This is a genomic window from Deltaproteobacteria bacterium (genome assembly GCA_009692615.1).
GTDB lineage: Bacteria > Desulfobacterota > Binatia > UBA9968 > UBA9968 > DP-20.
In genome coordinates this window covers 28,909-54,118 of the sequence record SHYW01000023.1, presented here as the reverse complement: position 1 = coordinate 54,118, position 25,210 = coordinate 28,909, and the positions used below count along the sequence as shown (strand labels likewise).

Here is a 25,210-nt window from a genome sequence, read left to right as displayed (position 1 = left end):
GCAAATCGAGGCAAAACTAAGGACCCTATTAACCACGAGAGCAAAATGTAATCTGATATAACTTCGCAAAAACTGTAACTCATTACGAAAAAAACGATCTATCCTCCGCTGCCCTGCTTCCAGGGCAGTTGTTCAGAGGTTCCTTAACAAGAGTGTGTGGTGGAAGTCCGTTCCGTCATTCCGGCGCAGGCCGGAATCCAGAGCCCCGAGGCGATGGTGAAAATACCCATGAGACAAAGACTGGATGCCCTTCGCCGGCATGACAAGAGCGCAATTCGCCGTGGATCAATTTCATGGTTTCTAATCATGGCCGTCCTGTGCATGAACCAACCTGCCAACGCACAAGAACGACTGCGCGTCGGCCTCAGTTCGGTCAGCGCGACTCAGGGCGCCATGTGGGTGGCCGAAGAGCGCGGCTTGTTCAAAAAATACGGCATCGATCCCGAAGTGATCGTCATCGGCGGGGGCGCGTCGCTGGTCGTTAGCTCTCTGCTCGCCGGCGAAATTCAATTTTCCGTCGGCGGCGGCGACGCGGTGATCCGCGCGGCGCTCAAAGGCGCCGATACGGTGCTGGCGGTTTCGCCGTTGAAAACCGGCTTGCAGCGCTTGATGACCCGCGCGGAAATCAAAACGCCGGCGGATCTCAAAGGCAAAAAGATCGGCGTCACCCGCTTCGGCTCGGCGTCACACTGGGTACTGCAAATGTTTTTGCGCAAATGGAACATGCGCAACGACGACATTCAAATCTTGCAGCTGGGATCGTCGCCGGCCAACTTGGCGAGCATGGACAATCGCGCCATCGACGGTGCGGTGCTCACGCTGCCGTCATTTTTTGTCGCCGAAGAGCGCGGTTACCGCCTGTTCGCCGACCCCGCCGACCTCGACATCGTCTACTTGCAGAACTCCATCGACACCACGCGCGGCTATTTGAAACGTAACCGCGATCAAGCTGTGCGCTTCGTCAAAGGCTACTGCGAAGGGATAGCTTATTTTAGAAAGAACAAGCGCGACAGCGTCGCTATCATGCAAAAGAAACTGCGCATCCAATCAGCCCAGGAGAAAGACACCAAGTATCTGGAAATGTCCTACGATCTGCTCGCCAGTAAGTTTTACAATCTCATTCCCTACGCCACGCCCAAGGCTGTGGAAACGACATTGGATTTCGTCGGTCTCGACGAACCCAAAGCCAAAGGCGCCGACGCTAAGCTATTTCTCGACGAAAGCATCGTTCGTGAACTGGAGACCAGCGGCTTCTTCAAGTCGCTCTATGAAGGAGCCTATCGTTAATCGATCGACCGTAGGGGCGACCGGCGGTCGCCCTTCCCTCTGAAAGGAAACTCATGTCTGACTACAAAGAAATCATCTACGAGAAAAAACGCGGCGGCGTTTTGATCACATTGAATCGCCCAGACGCGCTCAACGCGATCACCCGGCCGATGTTGAAAGAATTCCACGACGCCTTGGATCAAGCCGAAGCCGACCCGGAGATTCGCGCCGTGATTATCACCGGCGCCGGGCGCGCCTTTAGCTCCGGCTTCGATCAAGCGCCGAACAGCGGCCGGCGCCGCGACATCGAATGGCCCTACGGCATTCAGAGCGGCATGAGCGCCGCCGATCTGATGAACTACTGGTCCCACGACGACGTCAATTTGGTGCGAATATTTGAAATGACCAAGCCGGTCATCGGCGCCGTGCGCGGCTGGGCCATGGGCGGCGGTTGTTGGCTGGCGCTTTACACCCATATCACCATCGCCGCCGAAGACGCGGTCTTCGCCCAACCCGAAGTGCGCCACGGTTCGAACACGACGTTCATGTGGACGCTCCTCGCCGGCTTTAAAAACGCCCTGCGCTACGGTTTGGTGGGCGATCACATCGACGCCAAAGAAGCGCTGCGCATCGGCCTGGTCAACAAAGTAGTTCCCGTGGAAGACCTGCTCGAAGAATGCTTCGGCATCGTCGAACGCATCGCCCGGGTGCCGCCGGAAACCGTAAAGATCAATCTCGCGATCTCGACCATGGGCTTGCAGATGATGGGCCTGCGCGATGCGCTACATTTGGACGAAACGTTATCGATCCCCGCGCATATGATGCTCAACGAAGAGTTCCGCCGTCCGCTCGACGAAGCGCGCGCCAAAGAGGGCACGAAAGCCTATCTGCAAAAACGTGACGGACCGTTCCAGCCGGAGCCGTTTGGGCCGCGATCCAAGAAAAAATAAGTCTGATAAAGAGAGGTCGGATTAAGTTCCAGCCTTTCGACCTTTAAACCTTCAGGCTTATTAGCATTGAGTAAAACTATGACTACGGAACAAGATCCAACACAGACAGTCATCCCCTGGCGCGACCTCACTCCACTGATCGCGCCCAAGTCCGTTGCCATCGTCGGCGCGTCGCAGCGCGGCGCGGATGCCAATCTGGCGCGAGAGCCGCGCGGCAATCGGGTCATTCGCAACCTGCGCAACTTCGGCTTCACCGGCCGTATCGTCACGGTCAATCCGAAATATAGCGAGATCATGGGCTATCCCTGTTATCCAGATGTTGCTTCGATTCCCGAGCCGGTGGACTGCGTGGTCTCAGCAGTACCGAACCGCCATGTTCCGGATTTATTGGAATCCGCCGCCAATGCCGGCGTACGCGCCGCCGTCGTTTTCGCCGCCGGATTCGGCGAAATCGGCGGCGAAGGCAAGGCCCGACAAGCAAGGCTCGAAGCATTATCCAAAGAGCGCGGCTTTCTGATCTGCGGACCGAACTGTTACGGCGTGTTGAATGTTCACGGCAAGGCGCCGCTGTTCGCCTCGACGATTCCCGCTGGTTTCATCGCCGGCTCGGTGGCATTGATCTCCCAGAGCGGCGGTCTCAGCACGACCATCGCCAACGCGCTCATGCTCAACCGCCACGTCGGCCTGAGCCACATTATTTCCTGCGGCAACCAAGCCGGCGCGACCATCGAAGAGTACATGAACTACTTCGTCGAAGACGCCAACACCAAAGTCATCGCCGTATTCGTCGAGGGCTTCAAGCAGCCGGAGCGCTTGCTCACCGTCGCGCGCAAAGCCGCCGAAGCGAACAAGCCTCTTATTATTTTAAAAGGCGGCCGCTCCGATGTTTCGAAGCGCGCCGCGGCGACTCACTCTGGATCGTTGGCCGGCGCGACCGAAGTCGTCGACGCGGCGTTTCGCCAAGGCGGCATCGTCGCGGTGCGCAGTATCAACGAATTAATCGACAGCGTCAGCGTCTTTTCCTGCGACGGCTTCATGAAGAAATATCGCGGCGGCCGGCGCATCGGCGTGCTCAGCGGGTCGGGCGGCGAGTGTACGCTGGTCTCCGACGCCGCGACCAACGTCGGTGTCGAAGTTCCCGAGCTCACCGAAGCGACCAAAGCGAGCTTGCAAGCGGCGGTCGCCGACTTCGGCAACATGAACAATCCGCTCGACGGCACCGGCGCCATGTACGACGACGACAAAATATTTCCGCGCCTGCTCCAAGGCTTGATCGACGATAGCAACATCGACATCGTCACGATCAATCTCGAAACCAACGATCCGCGGCCAAAAGAATTGAAGAGCGGCAACCGATTCACCCTGGCGATCGAGACCGCCGCGGCGGCGAGCAACAAGCCCATCGCCACTTTCAGCTCAGTGGTCGGCGGGCCGGTCGATCCAGAAATTCTCCAGCCGCTGCGCGCCGCCGGCATCCCGATCATGGAAGGCGCCGAATGCGCCACAGCGACGATTCGCAATCTCGCCGACTATTACGACTTTCAGAAAGCGCGCTTAAGCGGTGGCGGTGAAGTTCCCCGGCCGGTAGCACATGCAAAATTGCCGTCAGGAATTCTTGGCGCGGAAGCAGCGTTCGCGCTCTTCAAAGCATTCAACATTCCAGTCGCGCCGACGGTGCTGACGAGAAGTGCTGACGAAGCCGCGCTTGCCGCGGATAAGATCGGCTATCCAGTCGTCCTTAAAGTTGAGTCATCACAGATCACCCACAAGAGCGATGTCGGCGGCGTCGCCTTGCGACTTTCTAATGCCGGCGAAGTTAGAGCTGCGTTCACGCGCATCCAAAGCGAAGTCAAAAGCCGAATGCCGAGCGCGAAGATCGACGGCGTCATTGTCCAGCGAATGGCGGGCGAAGGCATCGAGATGATTCTCGGCATCAAGCGCGATCCGCTGTTCGGTCCGGTCGTCCTGTGCGGATTGGGCGGCATTCTCGTCGAAGTGTTGAAAGATATCGCCGTCGGCATTCCGCCGCTGTCGCGCCAGCAGGCGAACGATATGCTCACGCGCCTGCGCGGCTATCAGATTCTCGGCGGCGTGCGCGGCAAACCTGCCGGCGATGTGGACGCGCTGTGCGATGCGATCGTCGCCATCGGCAATCTCGCGGTCGGCTTGGGCGATCAGTTGCTCGGTGTCGATATCAATCCGCTGATCGTACTGCCGAAAGGCCAAGGCGTCGTCGCCGTGGACGCGGTGGTGGAGATCCAATGAAAGCTTCGAACAAGTTTCATTCGATTCCCCCCTTTGAAAAAGGGGGGCCGGGGGGGATTTTCTTACACACGCGCACAAGAAAATCTCCCTCGCTCCCCCTTTTCCAAAGGGGGAAGTGGCACTCGGGCGCGCTGTCGATTTCACATCCGTCATACCGGTGCAGGCCGGTAACCATCTTCATTGCGAATACCGCCCCTCCCCTGGATGCCGGCCTGCGTCGGCATGACGGAATTGGATTCGGAGCGGAGGAAAAATGAAACGCATCACTACCTTGATCTGTGCAGCGATTGGATTGTTGATCATTTTCCCAACATTCTCACCCGCCCAAACCAAACCGCTCAAAGAAGTCCGCGTCCCCTACGCTCTCGGCGGTTCCACCGGCTTCTTTTGGGTCGCTCAACGCTCAGGCTCATTTGAAAAATACGGCCTCAAAGTCTTGCCGATTTTCATGCGCGGCGGACGCGAGGCGGTGCAGGCGTTGATCTCGCGCGACGTGACGATCCTGCAACAGGGCAGCGCCGGCGTGGTTCTCGCATGGGCCCAGGGCGCCAAGGATCTGGTTGTGCTGGGCGCCACCGGTAATAAACTCGATTACGTCTTCGTCAGCAATTCCAATATCAAGAAACCCGCCGACTTGAAGGGCAAACGAATCGCCATCAGTCAATTGGGCGCCAGCACCGATTTCATTGCGCGCATCGCGTTAAAACAACTGGGCATCAATGACAAGGAGGTGCAGATCCTCGGCATCGGCGCCCAGGGCGAGCGTTGGGCCGCGCTGGCCGGCGGCCATGTCGATGCTTCGGTGTTTCAGCCGCCGGTGACTTTGCGCGCGCGCAAGTTGGGTCTGCCGGTCTGGGTCGATTTTTCCAAGAGCGATTATGAATACGTCGTCGCCGGCCCGGTGACGCTGCGCTCGTTTATCAAATCGGACCGCGACACCGTGATGAATTTCATGCGCGGTCTAGCCGACGGCATGGATTTTTACCGTGACGAAAGAAACAAAGACACGGTCATCAAGTATCTCGGCGAGTTCTACAAATCGAACAATCTGGAAGAGCTGGATGAAACCCGCAAGGTTTACACGCAAGTGACGCCGGGATTGCCCATCGTCACGGCCAAAGCGATGGACAACATGATCGCCAGCGACCGCACCATGGCGACAATGAATATCAGCAGCGGCGATGTCATGGACTTGTCGTTCCTAAAACAGCTGGAGGAAGAACGGAAACTTAAACGGTGACTGGAGTGATGGATTTCGGACCGACCCAACACTCCATCACTCCACCACTCCAATTTTTTCCAAAGGAGTTTTGATGCCCGACTACAAAGAAATCCTCTATGAAAAACAGCGCGGCGGCGCGCTGATCACGCTCAACCGGCCGGATGCCTTGAACGCCATCAGCCGCAGCATGATCAAGGAGATCCATCAGGCTCTCGATGAAGTCGAACAGGACAAGGAAGTGCGCGCCGTCGTGCTCACCGGCGCCGGACGCGCCTTTTCCGCTGGCATGGATCAGGGCAATGCTTCGGGGCGGCGGCGCGATTTGCATTGGCCCTACGGCATCGTCACCGGTGAAACCGCCGCCAGCGTGGTCGATTCCTGGCGCAACGATCCGCGCAACTTCCGGCGCATGTGGGAGTTCGGCAAGCCGATCATCGGCGCGATCAACGGCTGGGCCATGGGCGCGGGCTCCTGGCTGTCGCTGTTCACACATATCACGATCGCCTCGGAGCACGCGGTGTTCGCCCAGCCGGAAGTGCGCCACGGTTCCAACACCAGCTTCATGTGGACGCTGCTCGGCGGTTACAAAAATGCCTTGCGCTACGGCCTCACCGGCGATCACATCGACGCTCAGGAAGCGCTGCGCATCGGCCTGGTGGTCAAAGTCGTGCCGGCCGATAAGTTGATCGACGAAAGTTTTAGTATAGTCGAGCGCATCGCTCATGTGCCGCCGGAAACAGTGAAAGTCAATCTGCAAGTGGCGACCATGGGGCTCGATATGATGGGGCTGCGCGATGCCTTGACCATGGACAATCAACTCTCGGCGCCGGCCCATGTCATGTTGCGCGAAGAGCTGCGCAAGCCCCTCGACGACGCCCGCGCCAATCAAGGGATTCGCGATTATTTGCAGAAACGCGATGGCCCGTTCCAGCCCGAGCCGTTTGGGCCGCGATCGAAGAAAAAAACGGAGTGATGGAGTATTGGAGTGGTGGAGTGGTGGGTTTTTCCGGCCCATTACTCCAGTACTCCAACACTCCAGTACTCCAACTTAACTTGATAGGAGCAGACAATGGCAGAGTACAAAACGATTCTTTATCAGAAGCAGCGAAAAGGCGTCTTGATCACGCTCAATCGGCCCAATGCGTTGAACGCGATGAACCAGGACATGATGGAGGAGCTCGACGCGGCGTTTGCCGAAGCCGAACATGACGCGGAGATCCGCGCGGTGGTGGTTACCGGCGCGGGCGGCGCGTTTTCCGCCGGCGAGGATATCGCCGGCAACGATCCGGCCACCGAGTGGCCCTATGGCATTCCAACCAATACTTCGCTCAACGCGACGTATAATAAATTTCGCGACGCCGACCGCAAAGATATCTTGGGCCGGCAACTTTACCGCTGGCAATATTCCAAGCCGATTATCGGCGCGGTCAGCGGTTGGTGCTTCGGCGCAGCCTCGTGGCTGGCGCTCACCTGCCACATCACCATCGCCGCCGAAGATGCGGTGTTCGGCCAGCCGCAGGTGCGCCACGGCGCCAATACGGATTTTATTTGGGTTGCCTTGGCCGGTTTTAAAAATGCCCTGCGCTACTCCCTCACCGGCGATCACGTCGATGCTCAGGAAGCGCTGCGCATCGGCCTGGTCAATCAAGTGGTGCCCAAGAGCGAACTTCTAGAGACCTGCTTCAAGTTCGTCGAGCGCGTCGCTTTGGTGCCGCCCGAGACGGTGAAAATAAATTTGCATATCTCGACCATGGGGCTGGAGATGATGGGGCTGCGCAAAGCCTGGACGTTGAATTCTGAACTGGCCGCGATGGCGCGCTTAACCAAACGCGAGGAATTCAACAAGCGCCTCGACGACGCCAAGAAAAAAGGCGGCCTCGCCGCCTTTCTAGAAGCCCGCGACGGCCCGTTTCAACCGGAACCGTTCGGACCGAAGGCGAAGAAGAAGTAAGGGGTAAGGCGTTCGCGCCGCAGTAATACCCACCGCGGCGCCCCTCTTACCTCCTCTCCCTCGACGGGAGAGGAATGAGGTGAGGGTGCCAGAAGTTTTCAACTAGAGAGATAGGAATCCGCAAAATCTATCGGGTGCGTACGGCTGGAATCCGATCGATTATCTTTTCGTAAGAGCCCGCGTCGCCTGCGTCCAGCGATCCTCGGCTTTCTCGTACTCGGCGCTGGTCATGCCGCGTTCGGGGTATTCGCGCTTGAATGGGTACTCTTTCCACGCCACTCCGTAGCGAAACTGCTCCATCAGTTTTTGTCCCTCAGCGCCGATGACGAAATCCGTGAACAGCAACGCCGCGTGCGGATGGGGCGCGTTGGCAACGACCGCCGATCCGCCGGCATTGGCGACCGCTACGTCGAGCGGCACCCAATCGACCGGCGCTCCCCGCTCCTTCTTAACCGCCACCTGATTCTGAAACACCACCGGACCGCCGCCAACTTCACCGGCGGCGATGAGATCGAGAAAGCCGGCGCTCGAAGCTTTGAACAGCCTCACATCCTGTGACCGCAAGCGCTTGAAATATTCATCGCCCTTGTACTTGAGCATGGCACCGATCACGCGGCTGGAGGAACTTTCAGTGGTGACCGCCATTTTGCCCTTAAGTTCTGGCTTCAATAGATCTTGATAATTTTTTGGCACTTCCGTTGGCGCGATCAGACGGGTGTTGTAACCGAATCCCATGTACGCTTCGCGGTCGGTCACCCAGAAAACCCGCGCGCCATCGGCTTTGCCTTTAGCTTCATCGGGAAACTTCGAAAGCTCCGGCGAGACGTAGGGCTTGAGCAGGCCGCGATCGCGCAAGACCATGAGCAGCCCCGGCGTGCTTTCGAGGGCATCCGCCACCGGGCGGCCGGCTTGCGCTTCGTTGATAATTCTTGGCGTAAGGTCATTGCTGCCGCCGCGAAACACATCGACCGCGATGTCCGGATATTTTCTTTTGAACGCATCGACCATCTCTCGGTAGACGCCGGACAGCGAAGTGTACCAAACGATCTTACCCTCCGCCTTGGCGCCGTCGAGCAGGATTTGCTGGCGGTCAGAACCCGTGTAAGCCGCCAGATCGTCCAGCGTCCGCGGTTTTCTTGCTTGCCCCCAACTCAACGAAGCCAGCGTCGCCAGCAGCACCAAAACAAGCGCCGGAATTTTCATCGTAGGCCTCCTCGCGTGGTCATTTAGCTAGCCGAAGCTAATCATTCTGGCTCGGCAGTTATCACGTCATCGACGATCCTGGCAAGCGACAACAGCTTCGCCCACGGTCACACCGGGCAAATACATTGACAGCCGCGCGCGAATCGGACTATACGGCAGTTGACGATTGCGGGAGAACCCAGCACAGCACTTTTACTGTCCCAAATCCAACCGATACCCATAGGAGATCTTTTTATGCTCGGCGGTCATGCGGTGGCTCAATGTTTGCACAACGAAGGCGTGCGCCATGTTTTCAGTGTACCCGGCGAAAGTTACATCGCCGTCGTTGACGGACTGGTGAATTTTCCGGAGATCAAACTCATCACCAACCGCCAAGAAGGCTGCGCGGCGTTTATGGCCGAAGGCTATGCCAAAGCCACGCGCACGCCCGGCGTCTGCATTGTCACCCGCGGTCCCGGCGCGACCAACGCGAGCATCGCCGTCCATAGCGCGAAATACGATTCCGCACCGCTCGTCCTGCTAGTCGGCCAAGTCAGCCGTGCCGCGCGCGGACGCGAAGCAGGCCAAGAGATCGACTACGGACAATTCTTCGGCAGCATCGCCAAGTGGGTGATCGAGATCAACGATCCCAAACAGATCCCGCGCATTATGAGCCGGGCATTTCATATCGCGCGCAGCGGCCGGCCCGGTCCGGTGGTGGTCGCCTTGCCGCGCGACGTCACCGAGACGGATACCGAAATCGTCATGAGCGCGCCGATTCCGCGGCTCACGCCCAATGCCGATGCGGCGGCGGTGGATAATCTGGTCGGGCGGATCAACGCAGCGCGCAAACCGGTGCTCATGATCGGTTCGGGAACGCAGTACTCGAACGCTTGGAAAGAAGTGATTGAGTTTGCCGAAAAATTTCAGCTCCCTGTGCTGACATCGTACAAACGGCAAGATGCTTTCCCCAACAATCATCCCAACTATGCCGGCAATATTTTGACGTCGAACAAACATGCGCAAAACCTCGCCTATGAAGAAAGCGACCTGTTGATCGTCCTCGGCAGCAGGCTCAGCCAGCAGAACACCGCCGGCTTTACCTTTCCGCGCCCAGGCCGCCCGTTTGTTCACATCGACGCGGACGAAGAAAACATCGGCCAAAACTCGCGCCCAGAGGTCGGCATTGTCGCCGAAGCTAAACAGTTCCTGCTCGCAGCGTTGAAACATCCTGCGCCGCGCCCCAACGAGAACCGCGCGTCGTGGATTGCCGAGCAGCATGCGGCGCAAAAAGATTTCTGCACCCCCAAAGAGCGCCCGACAGCCAAAGTCTCCATGGAACGAGTCATGATAGATCTGAAAGCAGCGATGCCCGCCGATGCGATCACAACCACCGATGCCGGCAGCTTCGGCCAATGGCAGCAGCGCTATCTCGAGTTCGATCATCCCGACTCGTACATCTCGCCGACCCTCGGCTGCATGGGACCGGGCGTGCCTTCAGCAGTAGCCGCGAAGCTCGCGCACCCACATCGCACGGTCATCGCCCACATCGGCGACGGCGGCTTTCTCATGACCGGCCAAGAGATGGCGACGGCGAAACAATACAATGCCCCGATCATCGCCATCGTCTACAACAACGAAGGCTACAACTCGATTCGCATGCACCAGGAAGCGCAGTTCCCCGGCCGCCAACACGGCGTCGCCCTGGAGAATCCCGACTTCGCTCTCATGGGTGAATCCTATGGGGCACTCGGATTGAAGGTGACGCGCGACGAAGAATTTTTGCCGGCGTTTAAAAAAGCTCTGGCCGCAAATCGCTCGGCGCTGATCGAAGTGCAGACCGATTACGAATACGTCACGCCAACGGCGAATCTCGCAGAGCTGCGCGGCAAAAAATTGGCGGGGGATTAGTGCGCGCAACCAGATATTTCCCTCTCCCTCTGGGAGAGGGTCAGGGTGAGGGTCGACCGACAGGCGCGCCATAAGATTCGCCCTCACCTCAGTCCTCTCCCAAAGGGAGAGGAGGTAAATCCGAAAGCGAGGCTCCATGCGATCCGCTTTTCGAGTAACGATTGCGATTCAGCTCCTGCTTTGGAGTTGGCAGGCGGCCCAAGCTCAGGACGAACTCGTCGCCAAAGCGCAAGTCGAGCGCGAATTGGTCGTCTACGGGACCGCGTTGGTGACCCAGTTCGACAAATTCATCGAGCCCTTCAAGCGCCACTATCCGTTCATCAAGCCGATGTACTCGCGCACCACCGGCGAAGCGCTGACAACCAAGATCTTGCAAGAAGTGGCCGCCCGCCAGTTGAGCGCCGACGCCATCCTGATCAACAACTACACCCAACGTATCTTCATGAAGAAAAACATCATCACCGCCTACTTCCCGCCGGGCGCGAAAAATTTCCCGGCGGGCTTCGCCGACAAGCAGGGCTATTGGTACGGGTTTTATTTGGTTCCCTACGCCATCACCTACAACAGCAATTTGGTTTCGAAAGCCAATGCACCGAAATCCTTTGACGATTTGCTGCTCCCTAGATGGAAATGGCAAATCTCTCTGGAACGGGAAGAATATCTAGTGACCCAAGCGCACACGCAGTTCCTGGCCAGCACAAAGCCATCGACTATTTCAAAAAGCTCGCGCGCCAAGATCTGATCATGATCAACGGCCACAGCAAACAGGCGGTGCTGCTAACAGCCGGGGAATTTCCCATCATCGTCTACAGTGACATCGCCCGAACCGAAGAACTGAAGCGCAAAGGCGCGCCGGTGGAATGGGTGAGCACCGAACCCCATGTCACGGTGCTGGTCACCGCGTCGATCACTCGCGAAGCCAAACATCCGGCGGCCGCCAGACTCTTCATGAATTACCTGGCCTCGGACGAAGGCCAAAAGGAAGTCATCAGCATGGACAAGCCGCCGGCGCTACCGAAGTTTCAGCCGGAATATCTGCGCGGAGTGAATTTATTTCCAGCGGATTGGACGTTGTCGGATAGCTTTGAGGAGTACAACAAAACCTATCGGGAGATTTTTTGGAAGTGAACGATACCGACACTTACGGAGCGGATTCGTTCACACAGCACTCATGCCCACGAAAGCTGGCATCCAGGCTAATTCCGTAGGGGCGGACCTGCGTGTCCGCCCTCTCCCTGCATTCCCGCGTGCGCGGGAATGATGGAGAAAGAGATTCTGCCCGTCAGCGCTAACAGAGAATTAGATGAAAATAAAGGAGACGGAAACAATGACAATTTTAAGCATGATCCTGTTGGCTCTCTCACTTCTCCCCTCCGGCGCCTGGGCGCAGGCGCGCAAACCATCGACCATCGCCGAACTGGCGATCTACCGCGGCGCCGACCGCGAGCAACTGCTTTACGCCGGCGCCAAGAGCGAAGGCCGCATCGTCTGGTATACATCGCTGGCCGGCGACTCCTACAAAGAGATCGTCAAGGCCTTCGAGACCAAGTATGCCGGCGTCAAAGTCGACTCCTACCGCGCCCCGGGACGCCGATTTAGTCGTGCGCTTGGAAGAGGAAGCCAAAGCCCGGCGCAACATCGCCGACGCCATCGAAACCACCGAGGGCAGCCTGATCTTCCTGCGCGATGGCAAACTGCTGCGCCCCTACGACTCGCCGCACCTCGACCGCTATCCGGAAGACGGCAAGGAACGGGCCGACAAGAATCTGGTTTACTGGGCGCTCGCCAGAGAATCCTACATCGGCTTCACCTACAACAAGACGCTCCTGACCAAAGACGCCGTGCCGAAGAATTTCGACGGCCTGTTGCACCCGCAGTTGAAGGGTAAAATGGGCATCAGCATCGGCCAGACCAGCGACAAAGTCATCGGCGCCATGATCAAAAGCAAAGGCGAAGAGTTCGTCCGCAAACTCAAAGCCCAGGAGATCAAGCTCTACTCCATCGACGCGCCCGCGCTGGTGAATACGATCACCATCGGCGAAATCGCCGCGTCGCCGGCGATCTTTCAAACCCACACGCTGCTCGCCGCGGCCAAGGGCGCACCGGTGGAATGGGTGCCCATGGAGTTCGTGCCGACTAACGTCGGCAGCGCCGCCGTCGCCGCCAACCCGCCCCATCCCCATGGCGCATTACTAATGGCGGATTTTCTTTTGAGCCCCGACGGCCAAGCGGTTTTAGAAAAGTATTACTACGGCAGCGGCGCCAAGGATTACGGCTTCAAAAAATGGCGCCCAGAGCATGGTCTAACGACGGATCAATATGAAAAGGAACTGCTACGCTGGGACAAACTGCTGCATTCGATCACGCGCAAATGAACTGCGTTATTCGGCGTCGGGGCGAAAAGTTTTTCGCCCCGACAATAATTCAACCTGGTGGAAACCCATCAACTGTGGAAGGCACCCAAACATGAACAACCTACGCATCATCGACGCCGACGGCCATGTCCAAGAGCGCGATGCCAACTGGCAGGAACTTCTGGACCCGCCCTATCGCAAGCACGCGCCAAGCATGGTCATGGGCGCCGATGGCAGGACGCATTTATTGCTCGAAGGGAAAATCTGGGCCAAGCCCAGCGGTTTCGGCTGCGGCATCGGCACCGCGCCAATCACGCGCAAACCGCGCACCACCACCGGCATGTGGGACCCGGTGCAGCGCCTCAAAGACATGGACCTGGAAGGCATCGACACCGCGGTCAACTTCGGTACCACGGTGTTTTTAAGTCTGCCGTTTCTGGAAAATCACGACCTCGCCTGCGCCATCGCCCATGGCTACAACACTTGGCTGCACGAATACTCTAAGACCGATCCGCGGCGCTTGAAGGGCGTCGCGCTGGTGGCCCAACAGGAGCCGCTGGAGGCGGCCAAGGAACTCGAACGCTGCGTCAAACAATTGGGCTTTGTCGCCGTCGCGGTGGCTGCCCACTCCGCCGGGCGCAATCTCGATCATCCCGATCTCTATCCGTTCTACGCCAAGGCCGAGGAACTGGGCGTGCCGGTTTGCGTCCATGTCGGCTCGGGCCGGCCGGCGGCGGCGGCGGAACGTTTCGACAATCCTTACTTTGTCCACGCGACGACCCACGCCTTCGAGCAGATGATCGGCGTCATGTGCATCGTCGGCGGCGGTATACTCGAACGCTTCCCGAAATTGAAAGTAGCCTTTCTCGAAGCTGGCGCCGGCTGGGTGCCGTACTGGATGGAGCGTTTGGACGAGCATTATGAATATATGTCCCCCGCCGTGCCGCTGATGAAAAAGGAACCGAGCGAATACATGAAGAGCGAGCAGGTTTATTACTCCTTCGAGCCCGACGAACGCACGTTGAACTTCGTCATGGATTACGTCGGCGAGGACCGCTTCGTTTTCGCCTCGGACTACAATCACGGCGACAGCAAATTTCCCCATACGGTGGAGTCCGTCACCGGCCGAAAAAATTTAACCGAGTCGCAATTGCGCAAATTGATGTGCGACAATGCGCGGCGGTTGTATAACATTTGAAGAAGGCAATAGGCAACAGTTCGGAGGCTGACGCCAATGACACGATTGAGTCGTTTGATCTTATTCTTTCTGACTATTGCCTATTGCCTGTTGCCTGCTGCCTCTTCAGCCCAGCTGAAAAAATTTCGCTGGGGCGTGACTTCGCTCTCGGCGTCGCAATGGATTCCGTGGATCGCCAAGGACGTCCGGCTTTACGAAAAACATGGCATGGAAGCCGAGCTGGTGCTGCTGCGCGGCTCCGGGCAATCGGCCCAGGCGATCATCGGCAACAGCATTCTCGGCGCCCCCTGCACTCTGACGACGGTGATGGGCGCGGACATGAGCGGCGCGGATCTCGTTACCGTGGCGCATACCGTGGCCGGCGTGTAGAGTAAGTTGTTGGTGCGGCCCGAGATCAAGAAGCCGGAGGATCTGCGCGGCAAGAGAATCGCGGTCTCGGGCTTCGGCTCATTGGGGGATTTTCTCGAGCGCTATATCCTAAAAAAATACGGCCTCGATCCTGGCCGGGATGTCATCATGCTTTCCATCGGCACCCAACCCGACCGGATTCAGGCGCTGATAACAGGCGTCGTCGATGCCGCCGATCTATCCCATCCTGCCGACCTCCAAGCCGAGCGCAAAGGATTTAAGATTCTGTGGGACGCCAAGCAGGAAGTCGCCTATCCTTCCATGTCGATCGTGACCCGGCGCAAATGGGTCACCGAAGAGCGCGACAGCGTGATGCGCATGATCAAAGCCCACGTCGAAGCGATTCACTATCTCAAGGCGAACAAGGAGTCGAGCATGAAGATTCTCGGCAAGTATCTTAAAACCAACGACCGCGAACTGCTTGAAGGCTCCTATGAGATCTACCACAAAGACTTCATTTCGGTTCCCTACCCGATCACTCAGGGACTTCAGCCGACCTACGAATACGTCGCCGCGCAGCGACCCGAGATCTGGAATCACAAGCCAGAAGCGTTTATGGACGCCAGCTTCATCGCCGAGCTGGAAAAAACCGGCTTCATCAGGAGCTTATCGGCCGCGCGCTGATTTGCAAACGCAGCGATTTGGAGTATTGAAAGTATAAACGGAGGACCGCATGAGCAACATTTCCGGCAAGTACGCGATCGTCGGCGTCGCTGAAACCAAAGTCGGCAAACGGCCGGACGCCAGCACGCATTCGCTGCATTTGGAATGCATTAAAGCTTGCCTCGACGACGCTGGATTAAAAGCGTCTGATATAGACGGCTTCATCACCAACCAACCGCTCAACGACGCCCATCGAAGCTACGCCGTGCGCATGGCGAACATGGCGCGCATGAGTCCGACCTACGCTACTGATCTAGCGCTCGGCGGCGCGACACCGATCGCGATGGTGCAAAACGCGGTGATGGCGATTGAGGCGGGCATGGCGAACACGGTGCTCTGCGTCCACGCCCGCAAGCGCGGCACGCCCGATCCCACGCCGGGAAATCCGATTCGCCACGGCGACGAACACTGGGAAGAACCCTGGGGACATTTTTCGGCGGTGGCCAATCACGCCTTTGCCGCTCAGCGCCACATGTACGAGTTCGGCACCACCAGCGAAGATCTCGCCCACGTCGCCGTCGCCACGCGTAAGCACGCCTGCTTGAATGGCAACGCGACCATGCGCAAGCCCATGACCATCGCCGATCATCAAGCCTCGCGCTTCATCTGCGAGCCGTTACGACTATTCGACTGCGCACTGGAATCGGATGGCGGCGGCGCGGTGATCGTTACCAGCGCCGAGCGCGCCCGCGACTTTCCCAACAAAGCAGTGGCGGTGCTCGGCATGGGCCAGCATCATCCGCACTTCAGTTTGATGGACGCGCCAAGCTTGACCACACTCGGCGGCAAGAGATCTTCCGCGCACGCGTACGAAATGGCCGGCCTTACTCCGAAAGACATGAACTTCGCCGAGATCTACGACTGCTTCACGATCACGACGATGATCACGCTGGAAGATTACGGCTTCTGCAAGAAGGGCGAAGGCAAAGACTTCGTCAAGAACGGCCGCATCGAAATCGGCGGCGCGTTACCGGTCAACACCCACGGCGGCCTGCTATCGCAAGCGCATATCGAAGGTATGCTGCATGTCACCGAAGCGGTGCGCCAATTGCGCGGCAATTCCGTCGAACCCGAACGCCAAGTGAAAAACGCCAAAGCCGGCATCGTCAGCGGCCACGGCGGCAGTCTGTGTATGCATGCAAGTTTAATATTGGGGGCCCTATGAGCGAAGCAAGCGATAATCGCGGCAGAAATGTCAGAAGAGTCCGGCCGTTTCTTGAAGAACTAGAGGCCAAACCGTTCTGGGCCAATTTGCGCGAGCACAAGCTCACGGCGCAGAAATGCAAATCCTGCGGCAAATTTTTCTCCTACCCGCCCCAAGGCTCGTGTCCGCATTGTTTGTCGAGCGATTATGAGTGGGCACAACTCAGCGGCAAAGGCATAGTTTATTCCTTCGTCAACTATCACCGCGCCTGGCATCCGGCCTTCGAAGGCAAGACGCCCTACAACGTCTCGCTGGTGGACTTGGATGAAGGGCCGCGCTTGATCAGCAACGTCATCGACTGCCCGACGGATCAAGTGAAGATCGGCATGGCAGTGCAAGTATTGTATGAGGATAATGAAGAGTTCACTCTGCCGAAGTTTCGGCCTGCGACGTAAGCAGCTTGAGCGGCGGAAAATATTTTCTTGACTCAAATAACCACGACGGTAATATGACGGGCCGTGGGCGATCTGATGGAGTTCATCGCAGCATTATTGTTCCATTGGCTGCTATTGGGCCTCGGCGTCATAGCGCTTGCCGTTTCCCAGGCCGTCGACTTCAAGGATGACAGACGCTCCAGCCGCTGCTGGTTATTTTAGGACTGGGCTGCGTCCTGGTCGCCTTCTTCCTCACAGTCAGCGGACAACTGACAACGCCAAAGTAGTGGCTTGAACCCCAAGCTCTCTGGCGTCAGCTGAAATCTTCACTGCCCTAAAGCCTTGCGCGCCTCGTCGAGAAAGCTCGACGCCATGATGTCCTCGACTCTCGGCAAAGGTTTCTTCAGCACGCCGTCCTCGGCCATCAGGTTGAGAAGGGTCTGCACGCCCTTGACGCTCACCGCGCCGTTGCGCGGCCAGATTTGGGTCTTGGTATAGACCTCCCACGAGGCGGGAATGTATTTGCGCTCCAGCTTGGTGATCGGCCCCAGCAGCTTGATCGCTTCGTCGCGGTTGTCGTGCAGCCACTGATAAGTGGACAAAAGCGCTTTTAAATAACGCACCACCAGCGGGCGATTTTTTTGCGCCCAACCGTCGCGCACGCCGATCGCCGACAGCTGATACTCGGGCAACACTTTGTAGGCATCGAGGAGATTGCTCAGCCCCTGCTCAATAGCGATCAAACTCAATGGCTGCGCCAACAGCGCGGCATCGATTTGGCCGGCCTGCAAGCCCTGGAGCAGGCCGGCGGAGCCGTTGCCGATGGAGATCAAACTATAGTCGCGCGGATAAATCACGCCGCGCTCCTTCAACAGCTGCTTCATCATCATCGTGCCCGCCGAGGTGAAGCCCGACATGCCGAGGCGCGCGCCGCCTTTCAAATCCTCGATTTTTTTGTGTTTGGCCAGCGCGACCAGCGAATAGGTCGTGCCGTTGAACGAACCGGCGATCAGTTTGATTTCGCCGAAGCCCTGCTGCTGCATGGTCAGCAGCAAATTGGGCGGCACGTTGCCGAACTGAAGCGAATCCGACACCAGCGCCTGAACGATATTTTCATTGCGGCTGATAACCACGATCTCGGGATAGAGACCTTCGCGCTTGAAGAAACCTTTTTCCTTGGCGACGAACACCGGCGCGTAACCGAAGACGGTGCTGATGATGCCGATGCGGATGGTGTCTTCGGCCCGTGCCACTTGTGCGCACAACAGCAGCGCCAGCGCCGGCAACAATGAAATTCGCTTCATAAGACCTCCCCGAATCAGAAAAGAGTTAGACCGGCTATTTGATCGCTTCGGCTTTTTGCAGCTCCTCGACTCGCTCTTGAGTCAAGCCGAGAATCCGCCCGAACAATTCATGGTTGTGCGCGCCGATCCAAGGCGCGGGCCGCGCCGCGCTAGCCTGCGACAACGAAGGAATACCCGGCAAACCATGATGGGTGATCTTGCCCCATGGCGGCGCTTCGCTTTCGACGATGTGGCCGCGCGCGCGCAGGTGGATGTCGTGAAATAAATCTTCGCCGGAGGAAGGAATTCCCGCCGCGACGCCCGCTTCTTGCAACAACCGGAACGCTTGTTTCGCCGTGCACTTCCGCGTCCACTCGGAAAGCTTTTGCTCAAGCTCTTCGCGATGCTCCTCGCGTCCGGCTTTGGTTGCGAATTTACCATCGGCAGCCCAAGAGGATTTGCCGATGAGATTTACCATGGCGCGCCACTGTTCATCATTGGCGCAGGCGATGATGATCCAATTATCTTCGCCGGCGCAAGGGTAAACACCGTAGGGTGCATAGCACTCGCCGAGAATTTCGCGGTAACCCAAGGCGTCCCATTCGTTGCCGTTGACCGTGTAATCGAGAATCGCCGGCCCCATCATCGCGCCCTGAGCTTCGAGCATGCCGGCTTCGATAAACTGTCCTTTGCCGGTGCGCGCCTGATATTCCAGCGCGGCAAGCACGCCGAGCGCCATGGTCACCGAACCGACGCGATCGGGCCAGGCGATCTTGCAGCGCGTCTCCATCGGCGAGTCGGAATAACCCCAGAGCCGCATGATGCCGGTGTAGGCGAGCAGCTGCCAGCCCCACGCCACCCAAGTTTTCATCGGCCCGCTCAAACCCCAACCTGGCATAACGGCTTGGACGATGCCGGGATTGATCTGCTGCAACACTTCGAATGAAAATCCCAAGCGTTCGACGACGCCGGAGCTAAAATTATCGACGACTACATCCGATTTCGCGACTAACTGTCGAAACAATTCCTTGCCCTCGGCATTGCGCAAGTTGAGCGTCGCGCCGAGCTTTCCCCGGTTCATGCAGGCATGCACCGCCGCCTCGCGCTCCTTGCTGGGAATCGTGCCGGTCTCGATCTTGACGATTTCCATGCCGTAGTAAGCAAGCAATTCGGTGCCCAACGGCCCGGCGTATTGTTGGGTCAGATCGGCCATGCGCAAACCGGCGAGCATCGGCGCTCCCAGCCGTTCACTATCTAATTTCACACTGTTGGCAGCCAACTTCTCAAGCTCAAGCAAAATCTCACTTCGATGCTGATCGAGCAGCGGCGCCGGCCGGCGCACACGCATCGGCGTCAGCGACAAGCGCATCGGTGTCCCTGGCGCTTTGTATTTGCCGATCACCGGATGATCGAGTTCCTGCATCCATTCGCGCTCAAGGTTCTGCTGACAATTGACAAATTGGCCGATGGTATTGAGCGGCGCGGCGGCGAGATGGCGTGCTTGGGCTTGATTGGCGAAATCGTCGGCGTCGAACTGGCCGATAAACTCGGCGAATGCCTTGGCGACTTCGTCAGAATGTTCATCGCGATAGCGCGGACTCTCCCACTCCGGCCCGGCCAGAACTTTGCTGGTCATCCAATTTTGCGCGAACTCCTTCCACATATGCGGCATGTTGGTGGTGAAGTGTACGTAGCGGCCATCTTTGCAGCGATAAATATTCGTCCCCGCGCCACCGTAAGCTTTGCCGCCGGGGCGCCGCTCCAAACGGTTCTCTCGCGAATAGCGCGCCACGCTGCTGCTGTTGCAAAAGGTCAGCGCTTCTTGCAACGACATGTCGATGCGCTGACCGGCGCCGGTGACGCGCGCGTGGCGCGCGCCGGCGAGACTCAACAGCGCCGCCATGGTGCCCGCCATTTGATAGGCGAGATGGCTCGGCGCCGTGCATTGGCCCTTGGTAATGTCACCCTGGCCGTAAAGAAATCCTCCCGTCGCGTTGGCGATGGCGTCGCTGCCTTTGTAATGACGATATGGCCCGCTACGGCCGAAGGGCGTGATCGAAACCGTAACTAATTGCGGAAAGCTCGTGCGAAAACTTTCATCGGTAAAACCGAACTTTTCCAAATAGCCGAGCGGCGTCGCCTCGACCAAAATATTGGCCGACGCGAGCAGCTTGGAAAACGTTTCTCGATCGGTCTCCCGCTCGAGATCAAGCATGATGCTGCGCTTGTTGGCGTTGGCGTTGATGAACGTCAGGCTGCGTTCGTCATGCGCAATATTGCCGGCGAAGGGCGGCAACATCCGGTTGGGATCGCCGCCGACCGGCTCGACCTTGATCACGTCCGCGCCAAGATCGGCCAACTGGCGGGTCGCATAGGATGCAGGAATATCACCCAGCTCGATCACCCGTAGATGGCCGAGGGCCGTGTCGTTGTTGTTTGATTCTGCCAAGTGATTACCTCTCCGCTCAATCCGAAGAAGACGTTTTCACCACGAAGGCACGAAGGACACGAAGGGTTCAGACAATTAAAACTCCGAACTTCGTGCTCTTCGTGTCCTCCGTGGTGAATAATCTTTTTGCCTATTTGCTCAGGTCGACGACGACACGTCCGCGCACGCCGCCCTTGAGAATCTTGTCGATCTCCGCTTCCAACTCTTCGAGGGAAACCTCTTTGACGATCTTCGACAGATCGACGCTCCACTCGCCGGCGAGTTTGTTCCACGCCATCTGCCGCGCGCGCATGGGAATCTCCACCGAGTCGACACCGAGCAAACTGACGCCGCGCAAGATGAACGGAAACACGCTGACGGCGAGATCGGCGGACATGGCGTTGCCGCAGGCGGCGACCAGGCCGCCGTACTTCGCCGTCTTGAGCGCGGTGGCGAGAATGTTGCCGCCGACCGTGTCGACGACAGCGGCCCATCGGCCCTTTTGTAGCGGCCGCCCCGAAGTGTCGTTGGCTTCTTCGCGCGTGATGATCGAGGTGGCGCCGATGCTCGTGAGAAAATCTTTTTCATTCGCCTTGCCCGTGGCGGCGACGACATTGAAGCCAAGCTTGGCGAGAATCGCCACGGCGATGCTGCCGACGCCGCCAGTGGCGCCGGTGACCAATACTTCGCCCGATTCTTTGGTCAGACCGCCGGCCATCAAACGCAAAACGCAGAGCGCCGCCGTCAGTCCCGCCGTGCCGTAGCCCATGCTGTCCTTCAGCGATAAGTTTTGCGGCAACTTAGCCGCCCACAGCGCCGGCACGCTGATATATTGGCCGAAGCCTCCAGAAGTATTCATGCCGAAATCGAACCCCGTCACGGTTACTTCATCGCCCACCGCAAACATGCGCGTCGTCGAGCTAGCGACCACGCCCGCGGCGTCGATGCCCGGCGTGTGCGGATACTTGCGCGTCACGCCCTTGTTGCCGCTGGCTGACAGCGCATCTTTATAATTTAGCGACGAGTATTTTACTTCGATGATCAACTCGCCGGCGGGCAAATCGCTGAGCGCCCGTTGCTTGATCTCGCGCACGAAGGTTTTCTCGGCGGTCTCGGCAACCACCAGCGCTTTGAAGTTTTGCGGTAAGGCCATGTCTGTAGCTCCTCATCTATCGAGAAATTGTATCACCAGCGGTATCTAATCCAGCGGCAAACTGTCAAGGGGCAGCCGCACCGTAACGATAAGTATTTGACGACTTGAAATCGCAATCACCCCGTTGCATTGTCGCTTTGGAGGACAATTCAATGGCAGAGAAAAAAACTGGCGGCCTGGAAGGCATCATCGCCGGCAACACGGCTATCTCGACCGTCGGCAAACAAGGCGTCGGCCTCACCTACCGCGGCTATTCCATCGAAGATCTGGCGGCCCATTCAACTTTTGAAGATGTCGCTTATTTATTGCTCTATGGCCGGCTACCGAAAGCGGACGAGCTCGAAGAATATAAAACTCGACTGCGCAACCTGCGAGGACTCCATCCGACGCTAAAACTCGTTCTCGAACAAATTCCCGCCAGCGCCCATCCCATGGACGTCATGCGCACCGGCTGTTCGATGCTCGGGACGCTCGAGCCTGAAGGACCGGGCCGCACGCAGATCGCCGTGGCCAATCGCTTGACCGCTTGCTTCAGTGCCATGCTGCTGTACTGGCACCACTTCGTCACCACCGGCAAGCGGATCAACACGGAAACCGACGACGAAGACACCGCCGGCCACTTTTTACATTTGCTCCATGGCAAGAAACCCGACGACCTGCACCGCCGCGCCATCGACGCCTCGCTGATTCTCTACGCCGAACATGAGTTCAACGCGTCGACGTTCACTTGCCGCACCATCACCGCAACATTGGCCGACTTCTACTCGGCGATCACCGGCGGCATCGGCGCCCTGCGCGGACCGCTCCATGGCGGCGCCAACGAAGCGGCGATGGAATTGATCGAGCAGTTTTCCACGCCGGACGAAGCCGAAAAAGGTTTGCTCGAAATGATGGCGGCAAAAAAATTGGTGATGGGTTTCGGCCACCGCGTTTACAAAATTTCCGACCCGCGTTCCGACGTCATCAAAGCTTGGTCGAAAAAGCTTGCCGAAGCCAAGGGCGACATGAAACTCTACGCGATCTCCGAGCGCATCGAGCAAGTCATGCGGCGCGAGAAGAAAATGTTTCCCAACTTGGATTTTTACAGCGCCAGCGCCTATCACTTCTGCGGCATCCCCACCGCCATGTTCACGCCGCTGTTCGTGGTCTCGCGCATCACCGGCTGGGCCGCGCATGTCTTCGAACAGCGCGCCGACAATCGCCTGATTCGACCCAACGCCGACTACATCGGCCCGGAGCCGCGGCCATTTGTGCCGGTCGCTAACCGTTAGAAACAAGCGTCGAGGAGTATTCACCACGAAGGACACGAAGAGCACGAAGTTCGGAATAATATTTGTTCGAAACCTTCATGTCCTTCGTGGTCAGAAAGCATCAAACACGTGAGCAGCACGATCTCCAACATTAGACCTGAGCCGGACTCGCTTCTGATCGAGCTCGCCGAATACGCGGCGAACTATCAACCGACGAGCCAAGAGGCGCTCGACACGGCGCGCTACAATTTGCTCGACACCCTGGGCTGCGGCTTGTTGGCGCTCAATTATCCCGAATGCGTTAAACATTTGGGCCCGGTCGTGCCCGGCGCGGTTTTGGCGAACGGCGCCCGGGTGCCGGGAACCGATTGGCAACTCGATCCGGTGCACGCGGCATTCAACATCGGCGCGATGATTCGTTGGCTTGACTACAACGACACCTGGCTCGCCGCCGAATGGGGCCATCCGTCGGATAACCTCGGCGGCATTCTCGCCCTCGCCGATTATCTCACCCGCGCTAAACAGAAAACTTTTACCGTCGCCGATGTGCTAAACGCGATGATCAAGGCCCATGAGATTCAGGGAATTCTGGCGCTGGAAAACAGTTACAACCGTGTCGGTTTGGATCATGTGCTGCTCGTCCGAGTCGCGACCAGCGCGATTGCCACCGCCATGCTCGGCGGCAGCAAAGCACAAATCGTTAGCGCACTGTCCAACGCCTGGACCGACGGCGGCGCGCTGCGCGTGTATCGCCACGCGCCCAACACCGGGCCAAGAAAATCCTGGGCCGCCGGCGACGCCACCAGCCGCGGCGTGCGTTTGGCGTTGATGGCGCTGCAAGGCGAGATGGGTTATCCGTCGGCGCTGACGGCGAAGACTTGGGGTTACTACGACGTGCTGTTTCACGGCAAACCATTTGCTCTCGGCCGGCCGCTCGGTTCCTACGTCATGGAGAACGTGCTGTTCAAAATTTCTTTTCCGGCGGAGTTTCACGCCCAGACCGCCGTCGAGTGCGCGGTGCAAATGCACAATCAGGTGAAGAATAGGCTCGACGAAATCGACAAAGTGGTAATCACCACGCAGGAATCGGCGCTCCGCATCATCGACAAATCCGGCCCATTGCACAATCCCGCCGACCGCGATCACTGCATTCAGTATATGACCGCCGTCGGTTTGATTTTCGGCGCCCTCACCGCGGATCATTACGAAGACAAGATCGCCAACGATCCGCGCGTTGATTTACTACGCGCGAAAATGACCTGCGTCGAAGATCCGCGCTACACGAAAGAATATTTGGACGCCGACAAACGCTCGATTGCTAATGCCGTGCAAGTTTCCTTCAAAGACGGCACCAGCAGCGATAAAGTCGCCGTCGAATACCCCATTGGCCACCGCCGCCGCCGCGCCGAAGGCATGCCGCTGCTGGTAAAAAAATTCGCGGCCAACCTAGCATCGCGCTTTGCGCCGGAGCAGTGCCAAGCGATTATGTATTTATGTAACGATTCAAAGTCACTTGATGCGACGCCCGCAGACAAGTTTATTGATATGTTCGTCACGGCATTCCCATGAAACCGTGGTTGTGCTGACCGTCATCCTGAGCGAAAGCGAAGGATCTCGACTCATTCCATCGAGTCTGCGTTAACAAAGATTATTTCCTAACCAGGCTCCATGCCAACTGCGCAGTGTCGTGATCGTCCTGCATGTTCAATCGGATCTCGTTAGCGACGAGAACCCCTCGGTAATGATTTTTCCGTTCTCGACTTGTGTCGCCTTCGACGGCCGCGAAGCGGAGAAAAAAAGAAAGTTCCGCGCCATCGATCCGACCCTCCTCGATGCCGTGCTTCACGCCGAGATAACTCGCCGTGCCAAAGAGCTTGTCGCCTTCCGGATGGAACATGAACTGCTCGGTGAATTTACCGCGACCGGGATATGCCACTTCCCCTTGCCAAGAGCCGGCGAGTTTCTGAATCATCCCCAGGTTCGCGGACGGCGACTTTTCTTCGAAATATTTATTCGCTTCCTGACGCCACTGCCACCACGCGGCGAAGGTCACTAGGGCGAGAATCAATGGGACTTTCCAGACCAGCCGGCGGGTCAACCGCTTGCGCAGTTCTATGCGATCATCGGTCTGCATGCAGCGTCAAAGTG

Annotated in this window: 22 protein-coding genes; 17 read left to right on the top strand and 5 right to left on the bottom strand. The window is 58.0% G+C overall.

What is annotated here, in order from left to right; all coding sequences use genetic code 11:
- The first annotated feature begins 159 nt into the window (after nt 1–159).
- The 6 genes from EXR70_07825 (at nt 160) to EXR70_07800 (ending at nt 7,654) form a co-directional block, all read left to right on the top strand.
- Nucleotides 160–1,287, top strand: a complete 1,128-nt coding sequence (locus tag EXR70_07825; GenBank protein MSP38384.1) for an ABC transporter substrate-binding protein — start codon at nt 160–162, stop codon at nt 1,285–1,287.
- A gap of 53 nt (nt 1,288–1,340) precedes the next feature.
- On the top strand, nt 1,341–2,216 hold the full coding sequence (locus EXR70_07820; protein MSP38383.1) for an enoyl-CoA hydratase/isomerase family protein: 876 nt from the start codon (nt 1,341–1,343) through the stop codon (nt 2,214–2,216).
- Nucleotides 2,217–2,294: 78 nt separating this feature from the next.
- Nucleotides 2,295–4,481, top strand: coding sequence for a CoA-binding protein (locus tag EXR70_07815; protein ID MSP38382.1), 2,187 nt, complete (start codon nt 2,295–2,297; stop codon nt 4,479–4,481).
- Between the two features lie 253 nt (nt 4,482–4,734).
- Entirely contained in the window at nt 4,735–5,721 is a 987-nt protein-coding gene (locus EXR70_07810) for an ABC transporter substrate-binding protein (protein MSP38381.1), read from the top strand.
- Nucleotides 5,722–5,794: 73 nt separating this feature from the next.
- Nucleotides 5,795–6,676, top strand: coding sequence for an enoyl-CoA hydratase/isomerase family protein (locus EXR70_07805; protein ID MSP38380.1), 882 nt, complete (start codon nt 5,795–5,797; stop codon nt 6,674–6,676).
- A gap of 96 nt (nt 6,677–6,772) precedes the next feature.
- Nucleotides 6,773–7,654, top strand: coding sequence for an enoyl-CoA hydratase/isomerase family protein (locus EXR70_07800; GenBank protein MSP38379.1), 882 nt, complete (start codon nt 6,773–6,775; stop codon nt 7,652–7,654).
- Nucleotides 7,655–7,813: 159 nt separating this feature from the next.
- On the opposite strand, the gene EXR70_07795 is transcribed toward EXR70_07800, so the two are convergent.
- Nucleotides 7,814–8,857, bottom strand: coding sequence for an extracellular solute-binding protein (locus EXR70_07795; protein MSP38378.1), 1,044 nt, complete (start codon nt 8,855–8,857; stop codon nt 7,814–7,816).
- Between the two features lie 234 nt (nt 8,858–9,091).
- On the opposite strand from EXR70_07795, the gene EXR70_07790 reads away from it, so the two are divergent.
- The 9 genes from EXR70_07790 to EXR70_07750 all read left to right on the top strand — a co-directional run bounded on the left by EXR70_07790 (nt 9,092) and on the right by EXR70_07750 (nt 16,969).
- Nucleotides 9,092–10,747: a thiamine pyrophosphate-binding protein gene (locus EXR70_07790; GenBank protein MSP38377.1), complete on the top strand. Its 1,656-nt coding sequence runs from the start codon at nt 9,092–9,094 to the stop codon at nt 10,745–10,747.
- 136 nt (nt 10,748–10,883) lie between these two features.
- The gene (locus EXR70_07785) at nt 10,884–11,489 is read left to right on the top strand and encodes a hypothetical protein (GenBank protein MSP38376.1); all 606 of its coding nucleotides are present in this window, start codon (nt 10,884–10,886) and stop codon (nt 11,487–11,489) included.
- A complete protein-coding gene (locus EXR70_07780; GenBank protein MSP38375.1) occupies nt 11,372–11,875 on the top strand; it encodes a hypothetical protein in 504 nt (167 codons plus the stop codon). The genes EXR70_07785 and EXR70_07780 overlap by 118 nt, the downstream gene beginning before the upstream one ends.
- 422 nt (nt 11,876–12,297) lie before the next feature.
- A complete protein-coding gene (locus tag EXR70_07775; protein MSP38374.1) occupies nt 12,298–13,122 on the top strand; it encodes an extracellular solute-binding protein in 825 nt (274 codons plus the stop codon).
- Nucleotides 13,067–14,299 (top strand): amidohydrolase, encoded by a 1,233-nt coding sequence (locus tag EXR70_07770; GenBank protein ID MSP38373.1) that lies wholly within the window; start codon nt 13,067–13,069, stop codon nt 14,297–14,299. The genes EXR70_07775 and EXR70_07770 overlap by 56 nt, the downstream gene beginning before the upstream one ends.
- 36 nt (nt 14,300–14,335) lie before the next feature.
- Nucleotides 14,336–14,668 carry a hypothetical protein gene (locus EXR70_07765; GenBank protein MSP38372.1) on the top strand — a complete coding sequence of 111 codons (333 nt, stop codon included), beginning with the start codon at nt 14,336–14,338 and terminating at the stop codon, nt 14,666–14,668.
- Between the two features lie 6 nt (nt 14,669–14,674).
- A complete protein-coding gene (locus EXR70_07760; GenBank protein ID MSP38371.1) occupies nt 14,675–15,331 on the top strand; it encodes an ABC transporter substrate-binding protein in 657 nt (218 codons plus the stop codon).
- Nucleotides 15,332–15,380: 49 nt separating this feature from the next.
- On the top strand, nt 15,381–16,535 hold the full coding sequence (locus EXR70_07755) for a thiolase family protein (GenBank protein MSP38370.1): 1,155 nt from the start codon (nt 15,381–15,383) through the stop codon (nt 16,533–16,535).
- Nucleotides 16,532–16,969 (top strand): Zn-ribbon domain-containing OB-fold protein, encoded by a 438-nt coding sequence (locus EXR70_07750; GenBank protein ID MSP38369.1) that lies wholly within the window; start codon nt 16,532–16,534, stop codon nt 16,967–16,969. Before EXR70_07755 ends, EXR70_07750 begins: the two co-directional genes overlap by 4 nt.
- Before the next feature lie 305 nt (nt 16,970–17,274).
- Here the strand turns inward: EXR70_07750 and EXR70_07745 are convergent, their stop codons facing one another.
- From EXR70_07745 to EXR70_07735, 3 genes are all read right to left on the bottom strand, one after another.
- Nucleotides 17,275–18,252: an ABC transporter substrate-binding protein gene (locus EXR70_07745; protein MSP38368.1), complete on the bottom strand. Its 978-nt coding sequence runs from the start codon at nt 18,250–18,252 to the stop codon at nt 17,275–17,277.
- A gap of 34 nt (nt 18,253–18,286) precedes the next feature.
- The gene (locus tag EXR70_07740; GenBank protein MSP38367.1) at nt 18,287–20,680 is read right to left on the bottom strand and encodes a CoA transferase; all 2,394 of its coding nucleotides are present in this window, start codon (nt 20,678–20,680) and stop codon (nt 18,287–18,289) included.
- A gap of 130 nt (nt 20,681–20,810) precedes the next feature.
- Nucleotides 20,811–21,812: an acryloyl-CoA reductase gene (locus EXR70_07735; protein MSP38366.1), complete on the bottom strand. Its 1,002-nt coding sequence runs from the start codon at nt 21,810–21,812 to the stop codon at nt 20,811–20,813.
- A 152-nt stretch (nt 21,813–21,964) separates the two neighbouring features.
- On the opposite strand from EXR70_07735, the gene EXR70_07730 reads away from it, so the two are divergent.
- The gene (locus tag EXR70_07730; protein ID MSP38365.1) at nt 21,965–23,083 is read left to right on the top strand and encodes a 2-methylcitrate synthase; all 1,119 of its coding nucleotides are present in this window, start codon (nt 21,965–21,967) and stop codon (nt 23,081–23,083) included.
- A gap of 108 nt (nt 23,084–23,191) precedes the next feature.
- The gene (locus tag EXR70_07725) at nt 23,192–24,631 is read left to right on the top strand and encodes a bifunctional 2-methylcitrate dehydratase/aconitate hydratase (GenBank protein ID MSP38364.1); all 1,440 of its coding nucleotides are present in this window, start codon (nt 23,192–23,194) and stop codon (nt 24,629–24,631) included.
- Nucleotides 24,632–24,710: 79 nt separating this feature from the next.
- Here EXR70_07725 and EXR70_07720 read toward each other — a convergent pair whose 3' ends face one another.
- Nucleotides 24,711–25,196 carry a hypothetical protein gene (locus EXR70_07720; GenBank protein MSP38363.1) on the bottom strand — a complete coding sequence of 162 codons (486 nt, stop codon included), beginning with the start codon at nt 25,194–25,196 and terminating at the stop codon, nt 24,711–24,713.
- Nucleotides 25,197–25,210 lie beyond the last annotated feature (14 nt).